Source organism: Pseudarthrobacter sp. J1763 (assembly GCF_050490295.1).
Classification (GTDB): domain Bacteria; phylum Actinomycetota; class Actinomycetes; order Actinomycetales; family Micrococcaceae; genus JBNPEO01.
Genome location: NZ_JBNPEN010000001.1, coordinates 148,572 through 165,543 on the forward strand (window position 1 = coordinate 148,572; position 16,972 = coordinate 165,543).

Annotated in this window: 21 protein-coding genes; 11 read left to right on the forward strand and 10 right to left on the reverse strand. The window is 58.2% G+C overall.

The features are described from left to right. Nucleotides 1-3 precede the first annotated feature (3 nt). Entirely contained in the window at nt 4-1,254 is a 1,251-nt protein-coding gene (locus ACQQCD_RS00745; protein ID WP_430266476.1) for a DNA recombination protein RmuC, read from the reverse strand. Nucleotides 1,255-1,321: 67 nt separating this feature from the next. On the opposite strand from ACQQCD_RS00745, the gene ychF reads away from it, so the two are divergent. The 3 genes from ychF to ACQQCD_RS00760 are packed head-to-tail and all read left to right on the forward strand — an operon-like array spanning nt 1,322 to nt 3,017. Next, nucleotides 1,322-2,407, forward strand: coding sequence for a redox-regulated ATPase YchF (gene ychF / locus ACQQCD_RS00750; protein WP_430266477.1), 1,086 nt, complete (start codon nt 1,322-1,324; stop codon nt 2,405-2,407). Between the two features lie 33 nt (nt 2,408-2,440). Then, on the forward strand, nt 2,441-2,722 hold the full coding sequence (locus tag ACQQCD_RS00755; protein WP_430266478.1) for a type II toxin-antitoxin system RelE/ParE family toxin: 282 nt from the start codon (nt 2,441-2,443) through the stop codon (nt 2,720-2,722). Continuing rightward, nucleotides 2,697-3,017, forward strand: coding sequence for a HigA family addiction module antitoxin (locus ACQQCD_RS00760; protein WP_430266479.1), 321 nt, complete (start codon nt 2,697-2,699; stop codon nt 3,015-3,017). Before ACQQCD_RS00755 ends, ACQQCD_RS00760 begins: the two co-directional genes overlap by 26 nt. Nucleotides 3,018-3,302: 285 nt before the next feature. Here ACQQCD_RS00760 and ACQQCD_RS00765 read toward each other — a convergent pair whose 3' ends face one another. Beyond that, entirely contained in the window at nt 3,303-3,644 is a 342-nt protein-coding gene (locus ACQQCD_RS00765) for a YciI family protein (RefSeq protein WP_430266480.1), read from the reverse strand. 308 nt (nt 3,645-3,952) lie between these two features. Next, a complete protein-coding gene (locus ACQQCD_RS00770) occupies nt 3,953-4,456 on the reverse strand; it encodes a mycothiol transferase (protein ID WP_430266481.1) in 504 nt (167 codons plus the stop codon). Nucleotides 4,457-4,589: 133 nt separating this feature from the next. Between ACQQCD_RS00770 and ACQQCD_RS00775 the strand changes: the two genes are divergently transcribed. After that, nucleotides 4,590-4,940: a GNAT family N-acetyltransferase gene (locus ACQQCD_RS00775; RefSeq protein ID WP_430266482.1), complete on the forward strand. Its 351-nt coding sequence runs from the start codon at nt 4,590-4,592 to the stop codon at nt 4,938-4,940. Nucleotide 4,941: 1 nt separating this feature from the next. Then, nucleotides 4,942-5,313: a DNA-3-methyladenine glycosylase gene (locus ACQQCD_RS00780; RefSeq protein ID WP_430266483.1), complete on the forward strand. Its 372-nt coding sequence runs from the start codon at nt 4,942-4,944 to the stop codon at nt 5,311-5,313. Between the two features lie 73 nt (nt 5,314-5,386). Here the strand turns inward: ACQQCD_RS00780 and ACQQCD_RS00785 are convergent, their stop codons facing one another. From ACQQCD_RS00785 to ACQQCD_RS00810, 6 genes are all read right to left on the reverse strand, one after another. After that, nucleotides 5,387-6,154, reverse strand: a complete 768-nt coding sequence (locus ACQQCD_RS00785) for an SCO1664 family protein (RefSeq protein WP_430266484.1) — start codon at nt 6,152-6,154, stop codon at nt 5,387-5,389. Further along, nucleotides 6,154-6,711 carry a DUF3090 family protein gene (locus ACQQCD_RS00790; protein ID WP_430266485.1) on the reverse strand — a complete coding sequence of 186 codons (558 nt, stop codon included), beginning with the start codon at nt 6,709-6,711 and terminating at the stop codon, nt 6,154-6,156. The genes ACQQCD_RS00785 and ACQQCD_RS00790 overlap by 1 nt, the downstream gene beginning before the upstream one ends. 24 nt (nt 6,712-6,735) lie before the next feature. Further along, a complete protein-coding gene (locus ACQQCD_RS00795) occupies nt 6,736-7,428 on the reverse strand; it encodes a histidine phosphatase family protein (protein WP_430266486.1) in 693 nt (230 codons plus the stop codon). A 49-nt stretch (nt 7,429-7,477) separates the two neighbouring features. Next, the gene (locus tag ACQQCD_RS00800) at nt 7,478-8,044 is read right to left on the reverse strand and encodes an NADPH-dependent FMN reductase (protein WP_430266487.1); all 567 of its coding nucleotides are present in this window, start codon (nt 8,042-8,044) and stop codon (nt 7,478-7,480) included. Beyond that, nucleotides 8,041-9,147 carry an LLM class flavin-dependent oxidoreductase gene (locus ACQQCD_RS00805; protein WP_430266488.1) on the reverse strand — a complete coding sequence of 369 codons (1,107 nt, stop codon included), beginning with the start codon at nt 9,145-9,147 and terminating at the stop codon, nt 8,041-8,043. Before ACQQCD_RS00805 ends, ACQQCD_RS00800 begins: the two co-directional genes overlap by 4 nt. Before the next feature lie 70 nt (nt 9,148-9,217). Further along, entirely contained in the window at nt 9,218-9,661 is a 444-nt protein-coding gene (locus ACQQCD_RS00810; protein ID WP_430266489.1) for a MarR family winged helix-turn-helix transcriptional regulator, read from the reverse strand. 256 nt (nt 9,662-9,917) lie between these two features. Between ACQQCD_RS00810 and ACQQCD_RS00815 the strand changes: the two genes are divergently transcribed. Both ACQQCD_RS00815 and ACQQCD_RS00820 read left to right on the forward strand, forming a co-directional pair. Further along, nucleotides 9,918-10,061: a hypothetical protein gene (locus ACQQCD_RS00815; protein WP_430266490.1), complete on the forward strand. Its 144-nt coding sequence runs from the start codon at nt 9,918-9,920 to the stop codon at nt 10,059-10,061. Nucleotides 10,062-10,063: 2 nt separating this feature from the next. After that, nucleotides 10,064-10,516 carry a hypothetical protein gene (locus tag ACQQCD_RS00820; RefSeq protein WP_430266491.1) on the forward strand — a complete coding sequence of 151 codons (453 nt, stop codon included), beginning with the start codon at nt 10,064-10,066 and terminating at the stop codon, nt 10,514-10,516. Between the two features lie 86 nt (nt 10,517-10,602). Here the strand turns inward: ACQQCD_RS00820 and ACQQCD_RS00825 are convergent, their stop codons facing one another. Further along, nucleotides 10,603-11,862, reverse strand: a complete 1,260-nt coding sequence (locus ACQQCD_RS00825; protein ID WP_430266492.1) for an MFS transporter — start codon at nt 11,860-11,862, stop codon at nt 10,603-10,605. 263 nt (nt 11,863-12,125) lie between these two features. On the opposite strand from ACQQCD_RS00825, the gene ACQQCD_RS00830 reads away from it, so the two are divergent. From ACQQCD_RS00830 to ACQQCD_RS00845, 4 genes are all read left to right on the forward strand, one after another. Next, on the forward strand, nt 12,126-12,893 hold the full coding sequence (locus ACQQCD_RS00830) for a sulfite exporter TauE/SafE family protein (protein WP_430266493.1): 768 nt from the start codon (nt 12,126-12,128) through the stop codon (nt 12,891-12,893). A gap of 311 nt (nt 12,894-13,204) precedes the next feature. Beyond that, a complete protein-coding gene (locus ACQQCD_RS00835) occupies nt 13,205-14,845 on the forward strand; it encodes a peptide ABC transporter substrate-binding protein (RefSeq protein ID WP_430266494.1) in 1,641 nt (546 codons plus the stop codon). A gap of 213 nt (nt 14,846-15,058) precedes the next feature. Next, complete coding sequence (locus tag ACQQCD_RS00840) at nt 15,059-15,988, forward strand: ABC transporter permease (RefSeq protein ID WP_430266495.1); 930 nt, start codon at nt 15,059-15,061, stop codon at nt 15,986-15,988. Beyond that, entirely contained in the window at nt 15,978-16,970 is a 993-nt protein-coding gene (locus ACQQCD_RS00845; RefSeq protein ID WP_430266496.1) for an ABC transporter permease, read from the forward strand. Before ACQQCD_RS00840 ends, ACQQCD_RS00845 begins: the two co-directional genes overlap by 11 nt. Nucleotides 16,971-16,972: the final 2 nt, after the last annotated feature.

Sequence of the window (16,972 nt, forward strand, 5' to 3'; positions counted from 1 at the left end):
CCCTTAGCTTGCTTCGCGATCCCAGTCTGATTCTGTCGTTAACAGTTCAGGGGATCGCAGCGAGCGTGGGGTGTTTTCAAGGGTATTGGGCGTAGCCAGGCTTTCCCCGTCCAAGGCGTTAAGCTTCCTCGCTGTGGGGAGCACTCGCGCTTCGAGCGTGCCCACCATGGAGTTGTAACGGTCCACGGAGCTCTTGAGGGATGTGCCAAGCTTGGCTACGTTTTCTCCAAGGGTGCCCATCCGTTCGTAGAGTTGTTGGGCCAGTTCAAAGAGTTCTTTGGCGTTGTCCGTCAGTACGTCTTGACGCCAGGTAAATGCGACGGCTTTGAGCACGGCTAGGAGTGTTCCCGGCGAGGCCAGAACAACATTTTTGGCAAGGGCATGATCCAAGAGCTCAGGGTCTGCCGAGAGCGCGGCGGCCAAGATGGACTCGGCCGGCAAAAAGCACACCACTAGTTCAGGAGTGTTGCCCGGGATCTGCCAGTATTTCTTGGCGGAGAGTGAATCCACGTGGGCTTTGAGTGCTTTTGCATGGGTGCTGAGTAATTGTTGGCGGCGGGCCTCAGCGGCCGGGCCGTCAGCGGTGACCTCTTGAGCGTCCAAGTATGCGGACAGGGGCACCTTGGCATCAACCACAATTTGTTTCTCGCCAGGTAGGCGCACCACTAGGTCTGGCCGGACAGCACTAGTGGAGCCGGGCGTGCCGTCTGCGCTTGAGGTTGCTGAGTTCACCACGGAGCCTTGGACTTGCTCTACAAAGTCAACGTTGCGGAGCATACCGGCCGCCTCAACTACCCGCTTCAGCTGGACTTCGCCCCATTGGCCGCGGGCACTTGTGGAGCGCAGAGCTGAGGCAAGGGCATGGGTGGAGCTGAGGAGTAGTTGGTCAGAGTTGCGCGCTTCTTCCAGCTGCTGGGCCAACTGTCCGTATTGCTCCACCCGGTCACGTTCAAGCAAAGCCACTTGCTGCTGAACGGCGCCGAGTTTTTCCGCCACGGGGGCGAGTGCTTTCAGAACGTTCGCGTCGGATTGCCGGTCAGCGGTGAGTTCACGCGTGCGGTTCAAGAGCATGGAGCGTTCCGCGCTTGCGGCGGCCAGCTGCGCACTGACGTCCCCTAGACGTTGGGAGGAATCGTCCGCGTCGGCCTCGGCGGCGACCCAGCGCCGTCGTGCATAAACAAAGACGAGTGCGCCGCCCACTAGGGCGCCGACCACGAGCATCAATAGCGAGAGTAAAAGTACAAAGCCATCCATCCCTCTACCTTTGCACGGGGGTACGACAGAATAAGGAACTTCGCTTGTACACGGTAGAATCTAGGCCGTGGCTCTTACTATTGGCATCGTCGGACTGCCCAACGTCGGCAAATCAACTCTCTTCAACGCACTGACCCGCAACTCGGTTCTTGCGGCGAACTACCCGTTCGCCACGATTGAACCCAATGTTGGTGTGGTCAACCTCCCGGATCCTCGGCTCCAAAAGCTTGCGGACGTCTTTGGATCGCAGCGGATTTTGCCGGCACCGGTGTCCTTCGTGGACATTGCTGGCATCGTTAAGGGTGCTTCGGAGGGCGAGGGCTTGGGCAACAAGTTCCTGGCCAACATCCGCGAGGCTGAAGCGATTGCTCAGGTTATCCGTGTGTTCGACGATCCCGATGTGATTCACGTTGACGGTAAGGTCGATCCGCGCTCGGACATGGAGACCATCAACACTGAGCTGATTCTCGCTGACCTTCAGACGGTTGAGAAAGCCATCCCGCGCATCGAAAAAGAAGTCAAGATCAAAAAGCGCGAAGCCGCAGAGCTTGCCTCGCTTGAAGCCGCCAAGGCGGTGCTGGAACGCGGGGACACGATCTTCTCCTCGGTCAAGAGCGACAAGCTCGAGATGGAGCACTTGCGCGAACTCGGTCTGTTGACCGCCAAGCCGTTCATCTATGTTTTCAACTCGGATGAAGGCATTCTGGGCAACAAAGAGAAGCAAGAAGAACTGCGCGCCATGGTGGCCCCGGCGGATGCGGTCTTCCTTGATGCCAAGCTCGAAGCCGATCTGGTGGAGCTGGACGAGGAAGAAGCCCGCGAGATGCTGGAAATGAACGGCCAAGACGAGTCCGGTCTGGACCAGCTGGCACGCGTTGGTTTCCACACGTTGGGTCTGCAGACTTATCTGACCGCTGGCCCCAAGGAAGCTCGCGCGTGGACCATCCGCCAAGGCGACACAGCACCTCAGGCAGCCGGCGTGATCCACTCCGACTTCCAGCGCGGCTTTATCAAGGCCGAAGTAGTCTCCTTCGAAGACCTGATGGAGTCCGGATCCATGGCTGAGGCTAAGGCCCGCGGCAAGGTCCGGATTGAAGGCAAAGAGTATGTAATGGTCGACGGCGACGTGGTGGAGTTCCGCTTTAACGTCTAGCGTTATTGACGGAGTGCGTTATAGGCTGGTCGCATGATCAGATCGTTCGGTAACAAGGACACCGAACGCATCTGGCATGAGCAGTACGCCAAGCGCGTCGACCGGGCCGTGCAGCGAGCGGCTCTGCGGATGCTCGAGCTGATCCACGCAGCGAAGAATGTCGATGACCTGCGGATCCCACCGGGGAACCGGTTGGAGAAGTTGGCCGGCGATCGTCGTGGTCAGCACAGCATCCGGGTGAATGCCCAGTGGCGTATCTGCTTCGTCTGGAGAGATGGAGGTGCGGAAGATGTCGAACTCGTCGACTATCACTGATGTGGACCTGATCGAGCCGATCCACCCGGGAGAAATCCTGATGGAGGATTTCATCGAGGGCTTCGGGATCACGCAGAACAAGCTGGCGGTGTCCATCGGTGTGCCCCCGCGACGGATCAACGAGATCGTGCACGGCAAGCGGGGCATCACCGCGGACACTGCGATCCGCTTGGCCCGATACTTCGGGACGTCCGAGGAGTTCTGGATGAACCTGCAGTCGAACTACGAGCTTCGGCTCGAGCGCCGGGCGCTGCGCGACAAGGTCGCTGCGATCACGCCTCTGAAGGTCGCGTGAGCAGCACTGTATGGGGCCGGTGTCGGCACGGCAATGCTCAGGGCCGTCGCAGACGATGCTGTTCGCCGTGGGGTGCGGCTGTTGCAGGTGAAGACTCTCGGAGATTCGCACCCGGATCCCGGATATGTGACCACTCCGTGAAAACGCTTCGGGGCGGCATTTCTTGTGGATGGTTCCAAGGCTGTGCCGGCTTATTGGACACTCTGCGCATCCCGGTCGAGGCAATCCGCTGGCTCCGACATCAGTTCTTCGTGAGGGGAGGCTGATGGATGAGGGGTAGTTCGGTTAGTAGACCCGCCGAACTTCCTGTGGCCAGCCGCAAGCCTCGGCGATCTTCCCGGCCCACATCTTTGCAGCGTCGTCGTCGGGGACATCGATGATTGTCAAACCGCCGATGTGCGCCTCTGTGGGGGCAACTGGGCCGTCGGTGATCAACAATGTTCCGCTCGTCGCGTCGGCACTGAACGCGGCGTTGATGTTTTCATCCACGCCAGCGGCGAACACATACGCACCTGCTTCTTTGATCTCGTTCACCACATCGTTGGCCAAGGGTCCACGCGAAGCAAACCATTCTGCGGTGTGGTTTCCAACCCACTGCTGGTTGAAGTAAATGATGTAATGAGTCATAGCAGCTCCTTGCCGAGTACATTATGTGATCCACACAATGTACTGTCCGCGTGCTTTGAGGGCCGGTATCTGGGCTCGGCTGATGATGGAAATCTGCATGATTTCATCTCGCCTCCCGCTACGAGGCTGGGGTTATTTATTCTCTGATTATCCTTCCGCGGTGAGCGCAGGGTCTTCATAGCTTGGTATCTGTGGCGACGTGGTGGAGTTTCGGTTTGTCGTCTAGAACCGCCTCGGTCAAGACTGAAAGTATTGCCCGGACTGCTTTATGCACTCCGGGCATTTCTGTGTTTGGCGTGAGGGCGTACTTAGTGAGTGACGGTTAGAGCACCGGCAGCATAAGCGGCCTGTCCTACGTGTTGTACTGCGTCGTCAATGATGGACACAAGCCGTACGCCGAGAGTGACAGGCGTTTCCCAACTATTGTCGATGACCGCGTCCAAGTCCGTTTCCGAGAGGGCGTCAACGTAGTCGCCCAGTGCCCTCAACGACGCTTCGAGGTAGTCAACTAGAAGCTTCTGATTTGACACCTGGATTTGGTGAGATTGCTCGACTGTGTGGCCGTAACCGACCGTTTCACCCAGCTCGCCAAGGTCAAAAAGATTCCGGTATGACTCCCAGACTTGAGCCTTGCCGGTGAGGTGCGCCAGCTGCACGTCAACCTCGCGCCCGCTGTGCCATAGCAACCAAGCGATCGAATTGGGGTGATCGGATGGATGTGCGTTCAATTGCTGGGTGCTGAGCGCCGGAAGATTGCGCGCGGCGTCGATGGGTCGTTGAATAAAGTCGGCAAGTATGTCGTGGGTGTCCATAGGTCCATCTTGCCCCGGCGGTCCACACTCGGCTAGCGGGGCTGAACTTGGTGGAGCTTCGCTTGAGCCTCTGACCTTAGTGACGGGCGCCGTTACACGTTCTTGTTGTCGGGCGTGAAGGAGGGAGCGGAAGATGTCTAACTTGCCTGCTACCACTGAAAATGACCAGATCGGCTCCACCCCTCTAGGAGAAATCCTGATGGATGACTTCGTCGAGGGCATCGCGATCGCGAGGCTGCATGTCCTGCCCATCGCCGACCGGTTTGGAGAAGCCCTCGGGTGGTGCGGTATTCAGAGGTTTCCGATCTACCCAGGTTCTGATCCCCAATGGCTGATCGCTGGGTTGACGGTTCTCCCTAAGGTGCGCCGGCAGGGGATTGCGGTTCGACTACTGAGCGAGGTTATCCAAGCTACTCCCAAGAGCGCACCTGCGGAAGCGATGGGATTCGGGAAGGTGGCCCGACCGGGCGTTCTTCGCCCGTGATGTGCTCCACGTTGCCCCGGAACTTCTTGGCTGCGTCTTGAAGCGCACCACGCCGGCCGGAACCGTGACCATTCGCATTACCGAGGTTGAAGCCTATGCAGGCGAACGCGATCCAGGGGCACATTCGTACCGGGGAAAAACCAGCCGGAACAAGACCATGTTTGGACCTGCGGGACACATCTACTGCTACTTCACCTACGGGATGCATCACGCTATCAACCTCGTCGCTGGGCGGCCGGACCAGCCCTACGGTTGCCTCATTCGTGCTGGCGACGTGATCGAAGGAGCCAGTCTCGCCCGGACCCGGCGGCGACGGCGATGCATTTCCGTGGAGATACTGGATAGACGGCGCGGCCTCTGTCTCGGCGTATAAACCCGCGCCCGCAAGGGGAAAGTCAGGAAAGTCCGCCTAAGGGACGTGGTCGCGTGCCCTCTAGGCGTACGGCTTAAAACAGCGGCCAGGGAACAGCTGGCATGTCACCACTCGGCGCCGGAAACACGGCTGTGGTGCGCAATCGTTCACAGCGCGCGGCGAAAGCGTTCAACTCTTCGGCAGTCAGCAACTCAGCTAAGTCGCTACCCAACTCAGCGTCGAGCGCATCGGCCAGGCGCGCCACGCCGTCGAGCTCTTCAGCCGAAAGCGGTTCTCCCAACCACCCCCACAGGACTGTGCGTAGTTTGGGTTCGTGGTGAAAGGTCAGTCCGTGATCAACCCCGTGCCGGTGACCGTCCGGCATGGAAAGAATGTGGTCACCTTTGCGGTCGGCGTTGTTGACGACGACGTCGAACACGGCCATGCGACGCAGCGCGGCTGTGTCTTCGTGAACGAGAGCTACTGGCTGACCGTCCTCGTCTTGCCCTTTAAGGACTGGTTTCCAGCCTGTCTGAGGAATCCGATCAGCAGCCACAAGGTCCACTGCACCTTGGTCAGGGTCCTGATCCTGCCAGAGCTGAACCATGCCTTTCCCAAGCGGGCCGTCCCGCAGCCAGGTACGCGGGACAACGTTCCAGCCCAGTACCTGCGAGACCAAATACGCTGCCACCTCGCGGTGAGCCAAAGCGCCGTCGGGGAAATCCCACAGCGGACTCTCACCCGCGATCGGCTTATAAACAACGCTCACGTCGCCAATGCTGCCCAGAAAGGTGGCGTTCGATGCGGTGGTGATCCGGCCGGTGAGTTTCAGCTCGTCGGCCATTAGATCCGGTGTTGGCATTAGAACTCTGGAATGGTACAGGCGTGACCCTCGGGGTCTATGGGGTAGCCACAAAGCGGGCACATGGGGCGGCCAGCGGCCACAATCTCACGGGTTCGTTTAGCGAACGCCCGAGCGGTGCCTACTGGCATCCGCACCAAGAGCATTTCGCTCGAGGCGGCCTCATCATCAGAGAATTCGAGGTCGATGTCATTTTCCGTATCGCTGTCTACGATGCGGTGTGCTTCCAGAACCACCTGAGCCGTAGTTGGATCCCAGCCCAAGCTCATGGCGCCAGCACGGAACTCTTCCTCAACGGGCTCAAGCGGATCGTTGTCTACGAGTTCGATCGGCGTGCTCGCCGGAACGCTGTAACGGTTACCCTCGACCGTCATCAGCTGATCGAGAATTTCGTCGATCTTCTCTGCGAGAAGGGCGGACTGCTGCTTCTCTAGAGCGATGCTGACGAGTTTCTTAGCTGCACGGATCTGTAGGTAGAACGTGCGCTGCCCCGGAACCCCAACGGTGCCAACGACGACTCGATCAGGCCAGGCGAACTCGTGAACAAGTGTAGGCATATCAGTATTTTAGGCACACAGGGTTCATGGCGTCGCCGGCCCCATGCCGCCACCTACCGCGGCGTCACCGGAGTGAAGTCCGCTAGCTAGCCACGAAAGGTCGCCAGCGTCCGTGTTTGTCGCGTGGACACTGGTCCGTCCGGGACCGTAGCGCACAATCGATACGGATGCTGGCCCCACGTTGATCCGTTGGAAAAGATCCAAGTGCATGCCCAAGGCATCGGCCAAGATCGACTTGATAATGTCACCGTGACTGACGGCCACCCACACCGCTCCCGGACCGTGCTCGGCTTCGAAGGCGGCGTCGTGACGCCGAATCGCGGCCACCGACCGCGCCTGCATCGCAGCCATGGCTTCACCACCGGGAAATACGACGGCGGATGGTTGCGATTGCACCACAGACCACAGGGCTTCGTTTGCCAGTTCGCTGAGAGTGCGGCCCTGCCATTGGCCGTAATCGCATTCGTTGAGGTCTAGTTCAACCGGCGCGTGTGGGGTTCCACTCTGCCGGTCGAGGATGAATTGAGCCGTTTGCTGGCAACGCTCAAGCGGGCTGGTCACCACCCCAACTAAGGGAATCCCTGCGAGCCGATCGGCAGTCAGGGCCGCTTGCTCGCGTCCGATCTGGTCTAGTTCAACGCCTGGGGTCCTACCTGCGAGGACCCCAGTGGCATTGGCTGTGGTGCGGCCGTGCCGCACAAGGATTACTGTAGCCATTCACTCAGCCTAGTCGCCGCTCCTGCGACAAGCAGCGCCAGTGGAAGGATCAGAAACCGTAGGCGGCTTCTGCTTCTTGAAGTACGTGCGTGAAGGCGCGTGAGAGGGCCACCGTGTCTTGGGCTAGCCGCTCCAGACGCTGATCAACATCGTGGTTCACAATTTCCCCTCGGTGCACGTCCACCTGCTCCACAAACACGTATGGCTGAACAACTTGCGCCTTCATATACGTCAGGATCGGCTGCAGTTGCTGCTGACCAACCAAGTAGTGCTTAGCGGAACCAGCGGTAACCACCATTCCGGCAACCTTCCCGCGGAAGGCATTGACGGGGAGCAAATCGAAGACGTTTTTTAGCGCAGCGGGAATCGAAGCCTGAAATACCGGCGAGCCGATGATCAAGGCGTCTGCTTCCATGATCTGGGCAGTCAGCCAACCAGCGTCACCTGTTTGCTCAGTGTAGATCCGGCCATCGGCGAACGGCATGATCAGCTCGGAGAGGTCGATCAGCGAGGCATCGATAGTCGGATCAAACTCTCGGACGGCCTCCAACACTCGGTTCATCACCGTGCGGGTTCGGGTGCCAACATTTGCCCCTGAAAGAACTACCAGCTTCACTTGGCACCGCCTACAGGCTGTGCGGTGTATTTAGTGACGGCGGGGATGATTTCGCTGCCCAGGATGTCTAGCTGGGCCATGACGCGCTCGTAGGGAACGCCGCCGAAGTCCATTTGGGCGATGTATCGCTGGTGACCGAATTCCTCGTACTGGTGGAGGATCTTCTCGATCACCTGTTGGGGACTGCCCACGTTCACGATGCTGTGCGGGTCCACGCTCTGGGCGAAGAGTTGTTTTGGCATGCCGTTGCCGTTGGTGCGCTTCATACCCTCGTTGATGTGAGGGTAGTAGTCTCGGAGCGCTTGCTGAGAAGTTTCGGCGACTTGGAAGAAGCCAGCTGTGGCTATCGGCAGGCTGGCTGGGTCATGACCGCCTCGGCGCGCGGCTTCTCGGTAGGCCTCGATGGTTGGGCGGAAGGATGATGTAGTTCCACCTAGGTGGGCCATCACCATCGGGACGCCATCCAGGCCAGCGCGGAGTGCGCTGGAGGGTGTCCCGCCTACTGCTCGCCAGATCGGTAGACCGCCGTCGGTGGGGCGGGGGAGTACTTCAGCGTTCCGGAGTGGCTTCCGGTATTGCCCGTTCCACGTCACCGAGCTTTCACTGGCAATCCGCCGGAGGAGGCCAAATTTTTCCTCGAACAGTTCTTCGTAGTCTCTCAGGTCATAGCCCAAGAGTTCAAACAGTCCTACGCGGGATGCGCGGCCTGCCACGATTTCGGCTCGGCCATCGGATAGCAGGTCCAGCGTGGCGAAGTTCTCGAACACGCGCACAGGGTCGGAGGTGCTGAGAATGGTGGAGCTGCTGCTGATCCGGATGCGGCTGGTGGCCTCTGCGATGGCCCCGAGGATCACGGCATGGGCCTGTGAAGCGAAGAATTGCTGGTGGCTCTCGCCGATGCTGAAAACTGCTAGGCCAGCTTGCTCGGCGGCTTTGGCGTAGTCCACGAATTCGCGGATGCGTTGTTTTGCTGAAACACGCTCGCCTGTGGCCGGATCTGGCAGGTGGTCGCCGAGGGTATACATGCCGATTTGGAGACCGTTTTTTGGGTCAACGCCGTATTGGGTCATGCTGTCAACGGCAGCATCGCTGGTGGTAGACAAAGTCTCTCCCGAAGATGGAAATGATCAGTTGCTATGTCAAACGAGAATAGCACTATATCTATTCCCGCGATCATTCGCCCAGATTTAGGCGCCGATCGCTCTCGCTCAGTAACTTCTTCATCAGCCGGTTCAAGGTGCGCTGTTCGTCCGCATTCAGAGCCTCCTCAAACAATGAGGCTTGGAGTGCAATCTGGGCCGCATATACGCCCTCTAGGCGTGAACGGCCTTCTGGGGTGAGTGAAATGAACTTGGTTTTCCATCGTTGTTCACGAGTGATCAGGCCGGCTTGCTGGAGGCGATCTACCATTCGTGATGCGCCACCTGGACTTACGGTCAAAGCAGCAGCCAGGTCACCTTGAGTGACAGGTTCGTGGGCGCGCACATGTGCCAGAGCTTCGAATTGCGCCACTGTGAGTTCGTAGTTGCTCAAGTGCGCTGATGAAATCCTGTTGCTGTTAGCCACAAAGCGTGCCATGCGCAGCCACGTGACGGTGCTCGATTTCCAAGCGCTCATGGTGTGCGGCCATTCACCGTGGCGCCGATATTTTGCTGCTGCATCATTTTTGGTTCGTCTTCCCTGTCCGCTTCTGACTTCAGTCCACGATATGTGCTCACCCGGGCTAATGCTGTGATGAATTGACTCGAAGTGACCACGACGAAGCGATTCCAGTGATTTTTCTTTTGAAATCCCTCACCATTCGGCGTTTTCCAGGTCTACTGTTCGAGATAGTCGCACCCGCGCGGGGCTGCGCCGCTAAGAGGGGACCGCCATGTCATCTGACTTTGCACCGCATGGAATGACCTCGGGTGGGCATGCGCCGGCGGCCGAGGCCACTTTGGCTAACCGTGTGGCTGGTCAGGCGGTGATGGAGAAGTTGTTGTCCCAGCGAGTAGGGTTGCCGCCCAGATCTTGATGGTGGCTGGCCGCAAGCAGCGGCACCTGTACAACTCGGCGCACGAAGCAGCCCGGGCAGGGCGACTTTTGAGCACTCAGGTGCGTACCGTCGTCGGAGTTGCCGGCATTGTGGTGATTCTTGGTGCGAAGGGCCTCACGATTAAAACGCCTCCCACTGGGACCACTGTGATGACCGCCCGGCAATTACTGCCGTGGCTGGCTCGCAGGCCAGTAGTGCTTGGGCCGCGGCAAATAACGGCGCTATCGGCAGTAGCGGCACGGCCGGAGACGTGGCGTCGAACAACTAGCAATCTTGTGGACCCCGGGTTCGTGCGCTACGAATTCGCTAAACTACGTGCAGCAGTAGAAAGCGCACGACGGCGCCGGATCGGATGGGTGCTCGGGCTTTTCTTGGGAGGGCCGGTGGTAGTAAATACGCTCTTTTATGCCTTTCCTTTGCTGGTCCGGTTTTGATTGTGAGCCACCGCTCCGGGGGGCGCCGCCACATAGCTGCCTTTCGCCGTCGGTATGCGGAGCTTTGATGGTGCTGTCCGGCGTTTTCATGGCTGTTCTATGTGTTGCGGAGCTTGGATTTCTTGGAGTGTGTGGCGTGGCTGCCGTGTGGTCCAAATCAGCACAATAGCGACGAGGAGTAGGCTGGCGAATCCCAGCCCTGAATATCCTGCGGCGGCAAGGACTACCCCTGCCAGCGCCCCGCCAATAGCACCTGCCGCATTCATACTGAGGTCTGATACTCCTTGGAGAGCGGGACGGTCTTGTGGGTCCGCGGACTCGGCCACGAGAGCAGATCCAGCCACTACTGAAGCTGACCAGCCCAGCCCAAGAAGAATGAGGCTAATGGTCACTGCTTCGCGGGAATCTGCGGCCACTCCTGCCAGGACCAATGAGGCAACAAGCATCACCTGTCCCACCACTATGGTGGGCAGCTTGCCGACTTTATCTGCCATCCATCCGAAAACGGGGGAGAGCGCATACATTCCAGCGATATGAAGGCTGATGGTGAGCCCCACAATGGTGAGGCTTGCTCCGTGCTCGCGCAGATGCACTGGTGTCATGGACATTAAGGCGACCATGGTGGCGTGACTTAGGGCCACGGTAGCAACTGCATACCTTGCCTGTGGGTTCTTCCTCAGGACCGCTAAACCGCCTTGAGGACCAGGAATGGAGGGGTCTTGCGCTCGTGACGCGATGGCGGTCAGTAATGGATCGGGACGGAGGAAGCTCGCGTAGACCACGGCGGCCGCGATCTGCGCGGTTACAGAAAACGCAAATGCGCCGGTCATCGGAGGCAATCCGATGGCCGCACCCACAACCTCGCCCGGACCAAAGAGATTTGGCCCCAAAACGGCGCCAACCGTGGTGGACCACACCACCAAGGACAGGTCGCGGCCACGAGATCCCGCAACCGCAAGGTCTGTGGCTGCGAAGCGGGCTTGGAGGTTCACAGCTGAGCCAACGCCCAACAGCATAAGTCCCAGCAAAAGCAGCGGGAAGAGGTTGAGCGCTGCAGCGCTGATTGCCGTGACGGCACCGGCGCCAGCGATGATCGCGCCAGTGGAGAGTGAAATTCGGCGCCCGTGAGCCTGTGCCAATCGTGCCAGAGGCACTGCACTAATGGCAGCGCCGAGCGTGCTCATGGTTGCTGCCATTCCGGACCATGCATTGGACCCCGAGAGTTGCGCCGCCAAGAGTGAGCCTAGGGACAAGGTTGCTCCCATGCCGATCCCGCCCAAGATCTGCCCACCTATTAGGACGGCGATGATGCGGCGCTGCAGCCGCATGTGTCCTTCTGTCTTCATCTGGGTCCTTTATGGTGCGTGGTTACAGCCCGTGGTGGGGTGCCCTAATTCAAGATACTTCGAGATTCTGCCGTAGGGACCAGGCATATCTAAACTTGGAAAAATTATACCCCCACGGGTATTCTCTGGAGGTCAGTCAATTTCTAAGGAGTCAAGATGTGCAGTCCCGTTAAGTGCAATAAGTGCGAAAAAACCACCTGGGCTGGTTGTGGTGAGCACGCGGATGAAGTAATGGCCGACGTTCCCCCCGTGCAGCGCTGTACGTGCAACTAACCGCCCTGGCCTTCGGGCTGATCGTTGGCGGACTACTGGGGTTGGTGGGAGGCGGCGGGTCAATACTCGCCGTCCCCGCACTGATCTACGGTGTCGGTCTACCACTCGAGGCTGCCATTCCGACGTCGTTACTGGTGGTGGGTGCCTCATCCGCGGTTGCTGTATTGCCGCGACTGCGCCGCGGCGTGAACTGGCGCCTAGCGGTCATCATTGGCGCTGCAGGAACTGCCGCCGCGTACCTTGGGGCCTACGTCAATAGGCTGCTGAACCAGCAGATACTGCTTTTGGCGTTCGCCGCCATTATGGTTCTTGCAGGCATCAGGATGATGAGGCCATCAGCACCGTTAGGTGGTTCTTGCGCGCTGCCAGGCGGTGGCGTTCGCTGGCGAAGTTGCCTCCCCAAAGCAATCGCAACCGGCGCTGTAGTAGGTTTTCTCACCGGACTCCTCGGGGTCGGCGGCGGCTTCCTTATTGTTCCGGCACTGACGCTCGTCCTTGGATTGCCCATGGCTGTAGCGGTGGGCACCTCGCTGGTCATTATTGTTATCAACTCGATCGCTGGCTTTGCCGCGCATCTTGGTAACTTGCAAATCAACTGGGCGGTGACAGTTTCCTTTGCGGTAGGAGCTATGGTGGCGTCCTTGCTTGCTGGCAGGTACGGAAGCAAAATCCCAGACAAAGTGCTCAAGCGAAGCTTCGGGGCACTCGTGATCTTGGTTGCCGTATTTGTGAGCGTGCAAGCCTCGTTCTTTAGCTAGGTTTCAAGTCTCGTTGAGTAGTTGTTCCGCGCATCCGTTTCATCCAGCGGCACGGGATGGAGGAATCCGTGGGGACAGAGCTCCTCGCCTGGCGTAGCCGTCCGGCGGAGCCTAGTACCGCAGTCTGTGAAGAAGCTATGTTCCAGCCAAGTTACCGATGGGTCACGGTTTGGCATACGGCACCATAATTTGCACAACTTGTGGGTAAGCTACGTTCATATGTTGTCAAGGTCACAGGGAGTCACTGTGCTTTGTCTGAAGGACTCGTTCCAGATTTCTTCACCTAGCTCCAACACTAAATAGGAGGCGGAATGCGTCTGTCGCGCACTTCCAAGGCACTGGGGATGTTCGCTGTTGCGTCCATCGCCCTCACCGCTTGCGGTACTTCATCCACCCCGGGTGCAGATTCCAGCGCTGCTGGAGACAAATCTAAGGTCATCATTGCTGACGGTTCCGAGCCGCAGAACCCGTTGATGCCGGCCAACACCAACGAGGTTGGTGGTGGCAAGGTTATCGACATGATCTTCGCTGGTTTGGTCAGCTATGACGCTAACGGCAAGCCGGTCAATGAGCTCGCTGAGTCCATTGAAGGTAAAGATGGTCAGCACTTCACCATCAAGATCAAAAAAGACCAGAAGTTCACCAACGGCGAGGCAATCACTGCCAAGTCCTTCGTTGACTCCTGGAACTTTGGTGCCGCAGCGAAGAACGCTCAGTTGAGCGCAACCTTCTTCGAGAGCATCAAGGGCTACGACGAGACCAGCGCCGAAGGCTCCAAGATCGACACCATGTCCGGTCTTAAGGTTGTTGACGACCAGACCTTCACCGTTGAGTTGAAGCAGCCTGAGTCTGACTGGCCGCTGCGTTTGGGCTACACCGCTTTTGTGCCGGTTCCGGCCGAAGCGTTGAAGGATCCCAAGACCTACGGCGAAAAGCCGGTTGGTAACGGTCCGTACAAGCTCGCAGACGGCGGCTGGCAGCACAACGTGCAGATCCAGCTTGTACCGAACCCGGACTACAACGGTCCCCGTAAGGCTCAGAACGCTGGCGTAACGTTCAAGATCTACCAGAACGACGACGCTGCGTACCAGGACCTCATCAGCAACAACCTCGACGTTCTCCAGACCATCCCCACCTCGGGATTGAAGAACTTCAAGACTGACTTGCCGGGTCGCTTCATCGAGAAGTCCTACGCTGGTAACCAGACCATCGCTATCCCGGAATACCTTCCGGAGTGGAGCGGTGAAGCTGGCAAGCTGCGCCGTCAGGCCCTGTCCATGGCAATCAACCGCGATGAGATCACTAAGGTGATCTTCAACGGTGCCCGTCAGCCGGCCAAGGACTTCACTGCACCGGTACTCTCCGGCTACAGCGATTCCATCCCGGGCTCGGACAACCTGAAGTTCAACGCTGACAAGGCCAAGGAACTGTGGGCAAAGGCTGATGCCATCTCCAAGTGGGATGCCAACAAGACCTTCACCATTGCTTACAACGCTGACAAGGGTGGTCACAAGACCTGGGTTGAGGCAGTTGTCAACCAGATCAAGGCCACACTCGGCATCAAGGTTGAAGGCAAGCCCTACGCAACCTTCAAGGAAGCTCGCGCTGACGCTACTGCCAAGACTCTGACCGGCGGTATCCGGGCTGGTTGGCAGGCAGACTACCCGTCGCTGTACAACTTCCTCGGCCCGATCTACAAGACCGGCGCTGGCTCTAACGACGCCAACTACGCAAACCCGACGTTCGACAAGGCCATCTCCGATGGTCTGACGGCAGCCACGGTTGAAGACGGCAACAAGGCCATGAACAAGGCTCAGGAAATCCTCTTGAACGACCTCCCCGCAATCCCGTTGTGGTACCAGGTTGCTCAGGGTGGTTGGAGCGAGAAGGTCAGCCACGTTGACTACGGCTGGGACGGCGTTCCGCTGTACTACGCCATCACTGGTAAGTAATATCTGAACTATGGCGGGGGCAACCAGGAGTTGCCCCCGCCATAGTTCTGTTTTCAAACTCCTAGTCGAGCCTCGGAATCCCGGGGCTCGACTGCGGCCGTTATGGTGCGATCTTGAATCCCAGCGGCTGCGCTAGCAAAATTAAGGTTCCTCGATGAACGACTTCATCTCATCCTCGATCAGGATGCGTGCCGTTGGAGGTGACGCTCAGCGATGACTACATACATTCTGAAGCGCTTCCTGCAACTCATCCCAGTTTTCCTTGGAGCAACGCTCCTTGTGTATTTCCTCGTCTTCAGCTTGCCCGGTGACCCGGTTGCGGCGCTGTTCGGCGACAAGCCCGTCAACGAGGCCGTTGCAAACCAGCTGAGGGCCCAGTATCACTTGGACCAGCCATTTTGGATCCAATACTTGCTCTACTTAAAGAGCATCTTCACATTTGATTTGGGCTTGGACTTCTCCGGTCGGCCTATTGCCGCAGTTCTGGGTGAAGTGTTCCCAGTCACGGCTCGTTTGGCCATTATGGCGCTGATCTTTGAAGCCGTTTTTGGCATCATTTTCGGTTTGATTGCGGGCCTGCGAAAAGGCAAGCTCTTTGATGCAACCGTGTTGGTCGCCTCGCTGATCGTGATTGGTATCCCGATCTTTGTGCTCGGTTTCTTGCTGCAGTTCACCATCGGTGTGAAGCTCGGTTGGGCTAAACCCACGGTCAGCTCCGCAGCCAGTATCCAAGACTTGATCCTTCCCGCGATTGTTTTGGGCCTGGCGTCTTTCGCTTACGTTCTGCGGCTTACCCGCACCAGCGTGCTTGAAAACATGAGTGCTGACTATGTCCGCACGGCAACGGCCAAAGGCCTTTCGCGTTCACGAGTTGTCCGCGTTCACATTCTCCGTAACTCGCTGATTCCCGTAATCACCTTTTTGGGAGCAGACCTTGGCAGCCTCATGGGTGGCGCTATTGTGACCGAAGGTATCTTCAACGTTCCCGGCGTGGGTAACCGGCTTTACCGTGCAGTACTCACGGGTGAAGGGCCCACAGTGGTCTCTATCATTACCGTGTTGGTTTTGATCTATTGCGTATCAAACCTGCTTGTGGACCTTTTGTACGCATGGCTTGACCCGAGGATTCGTTATGACGCCTAATTCCAATGAAACAAACCCGGTTGCGCCACGGGCCAACCGATACCCGGCCGAGCACTTTGTTGCAAAGTTCGATTCCACCACGCTCCGCGCTGTCGACTCCGTTAAAGACGACCGTGCGCCGCTGAGCTTGTGGGGCGAAGCTTGGAAGAATTTGCGCACTCAGCCCTTGTTCTTGATCTCGGCCTTCCTGATTATCTTGGTTGTCCTTGTTTCGCTCTTTCCGCAACTCTTCTCTGGCATCAACCCAGCCTCAGACTCGTGCCAGTTGAGTAACTCGGACGGCGGCCCATCGGCTGGCCATCCCTTGGGCTTCACTCAGCAGGGATGCGACGTTTACGCCCGCATTATTTACGGCACACAGTCCTCGGTGACGGTTGGTCTTCTGACCACGATTGGTGTGTTGATCATCGGTGGCATCGTCGGGGCCCTTGCCGGGTTTTTCGGTGGCTGGGTTGACTCTGTTCTGGCTCGCATCAACGACATCTTCTTTGCGCTGCCGTTGATCCTGGGTTCCATCGTGATGATGCAGTTGCCGTTCTTCCGCGGTAATGCTTCCGTATGGACTCTGGTCGCTGTGTTGACCACTTTCGGTTGGCCCCAGATTGCACGAATTACACGTGGTGCAGTAATTGAAGTCCGTAACGCCGACTTCGTTACTGCCGCTCGCTCTTTGGGTGTTTCGCGTATGGGTTCCTTGATGCGTCACGTATTGCCGAATTCATTGGCCCCGATCATCGTTGTGGCCACCATTTCCTTGGGTACGTTTATCGTCGCCGAGTCAACGCTTTCATTCTTGGGAATTGGGTTGCCGCCAAGCGTTATGTCTTGGGGTAACGACATCAACTCGGCTCAGAACAACCTGCGCTCGAACCCGTTCCCCTTGCTGTACCCGGCAATTGCGCTTTGTATCACCGTTTTGAGCTTTATTATGCTCGGTGACGCACTGCGTGACGCCCTTGATCCCAAAGCGCGCAAGCGATGAAA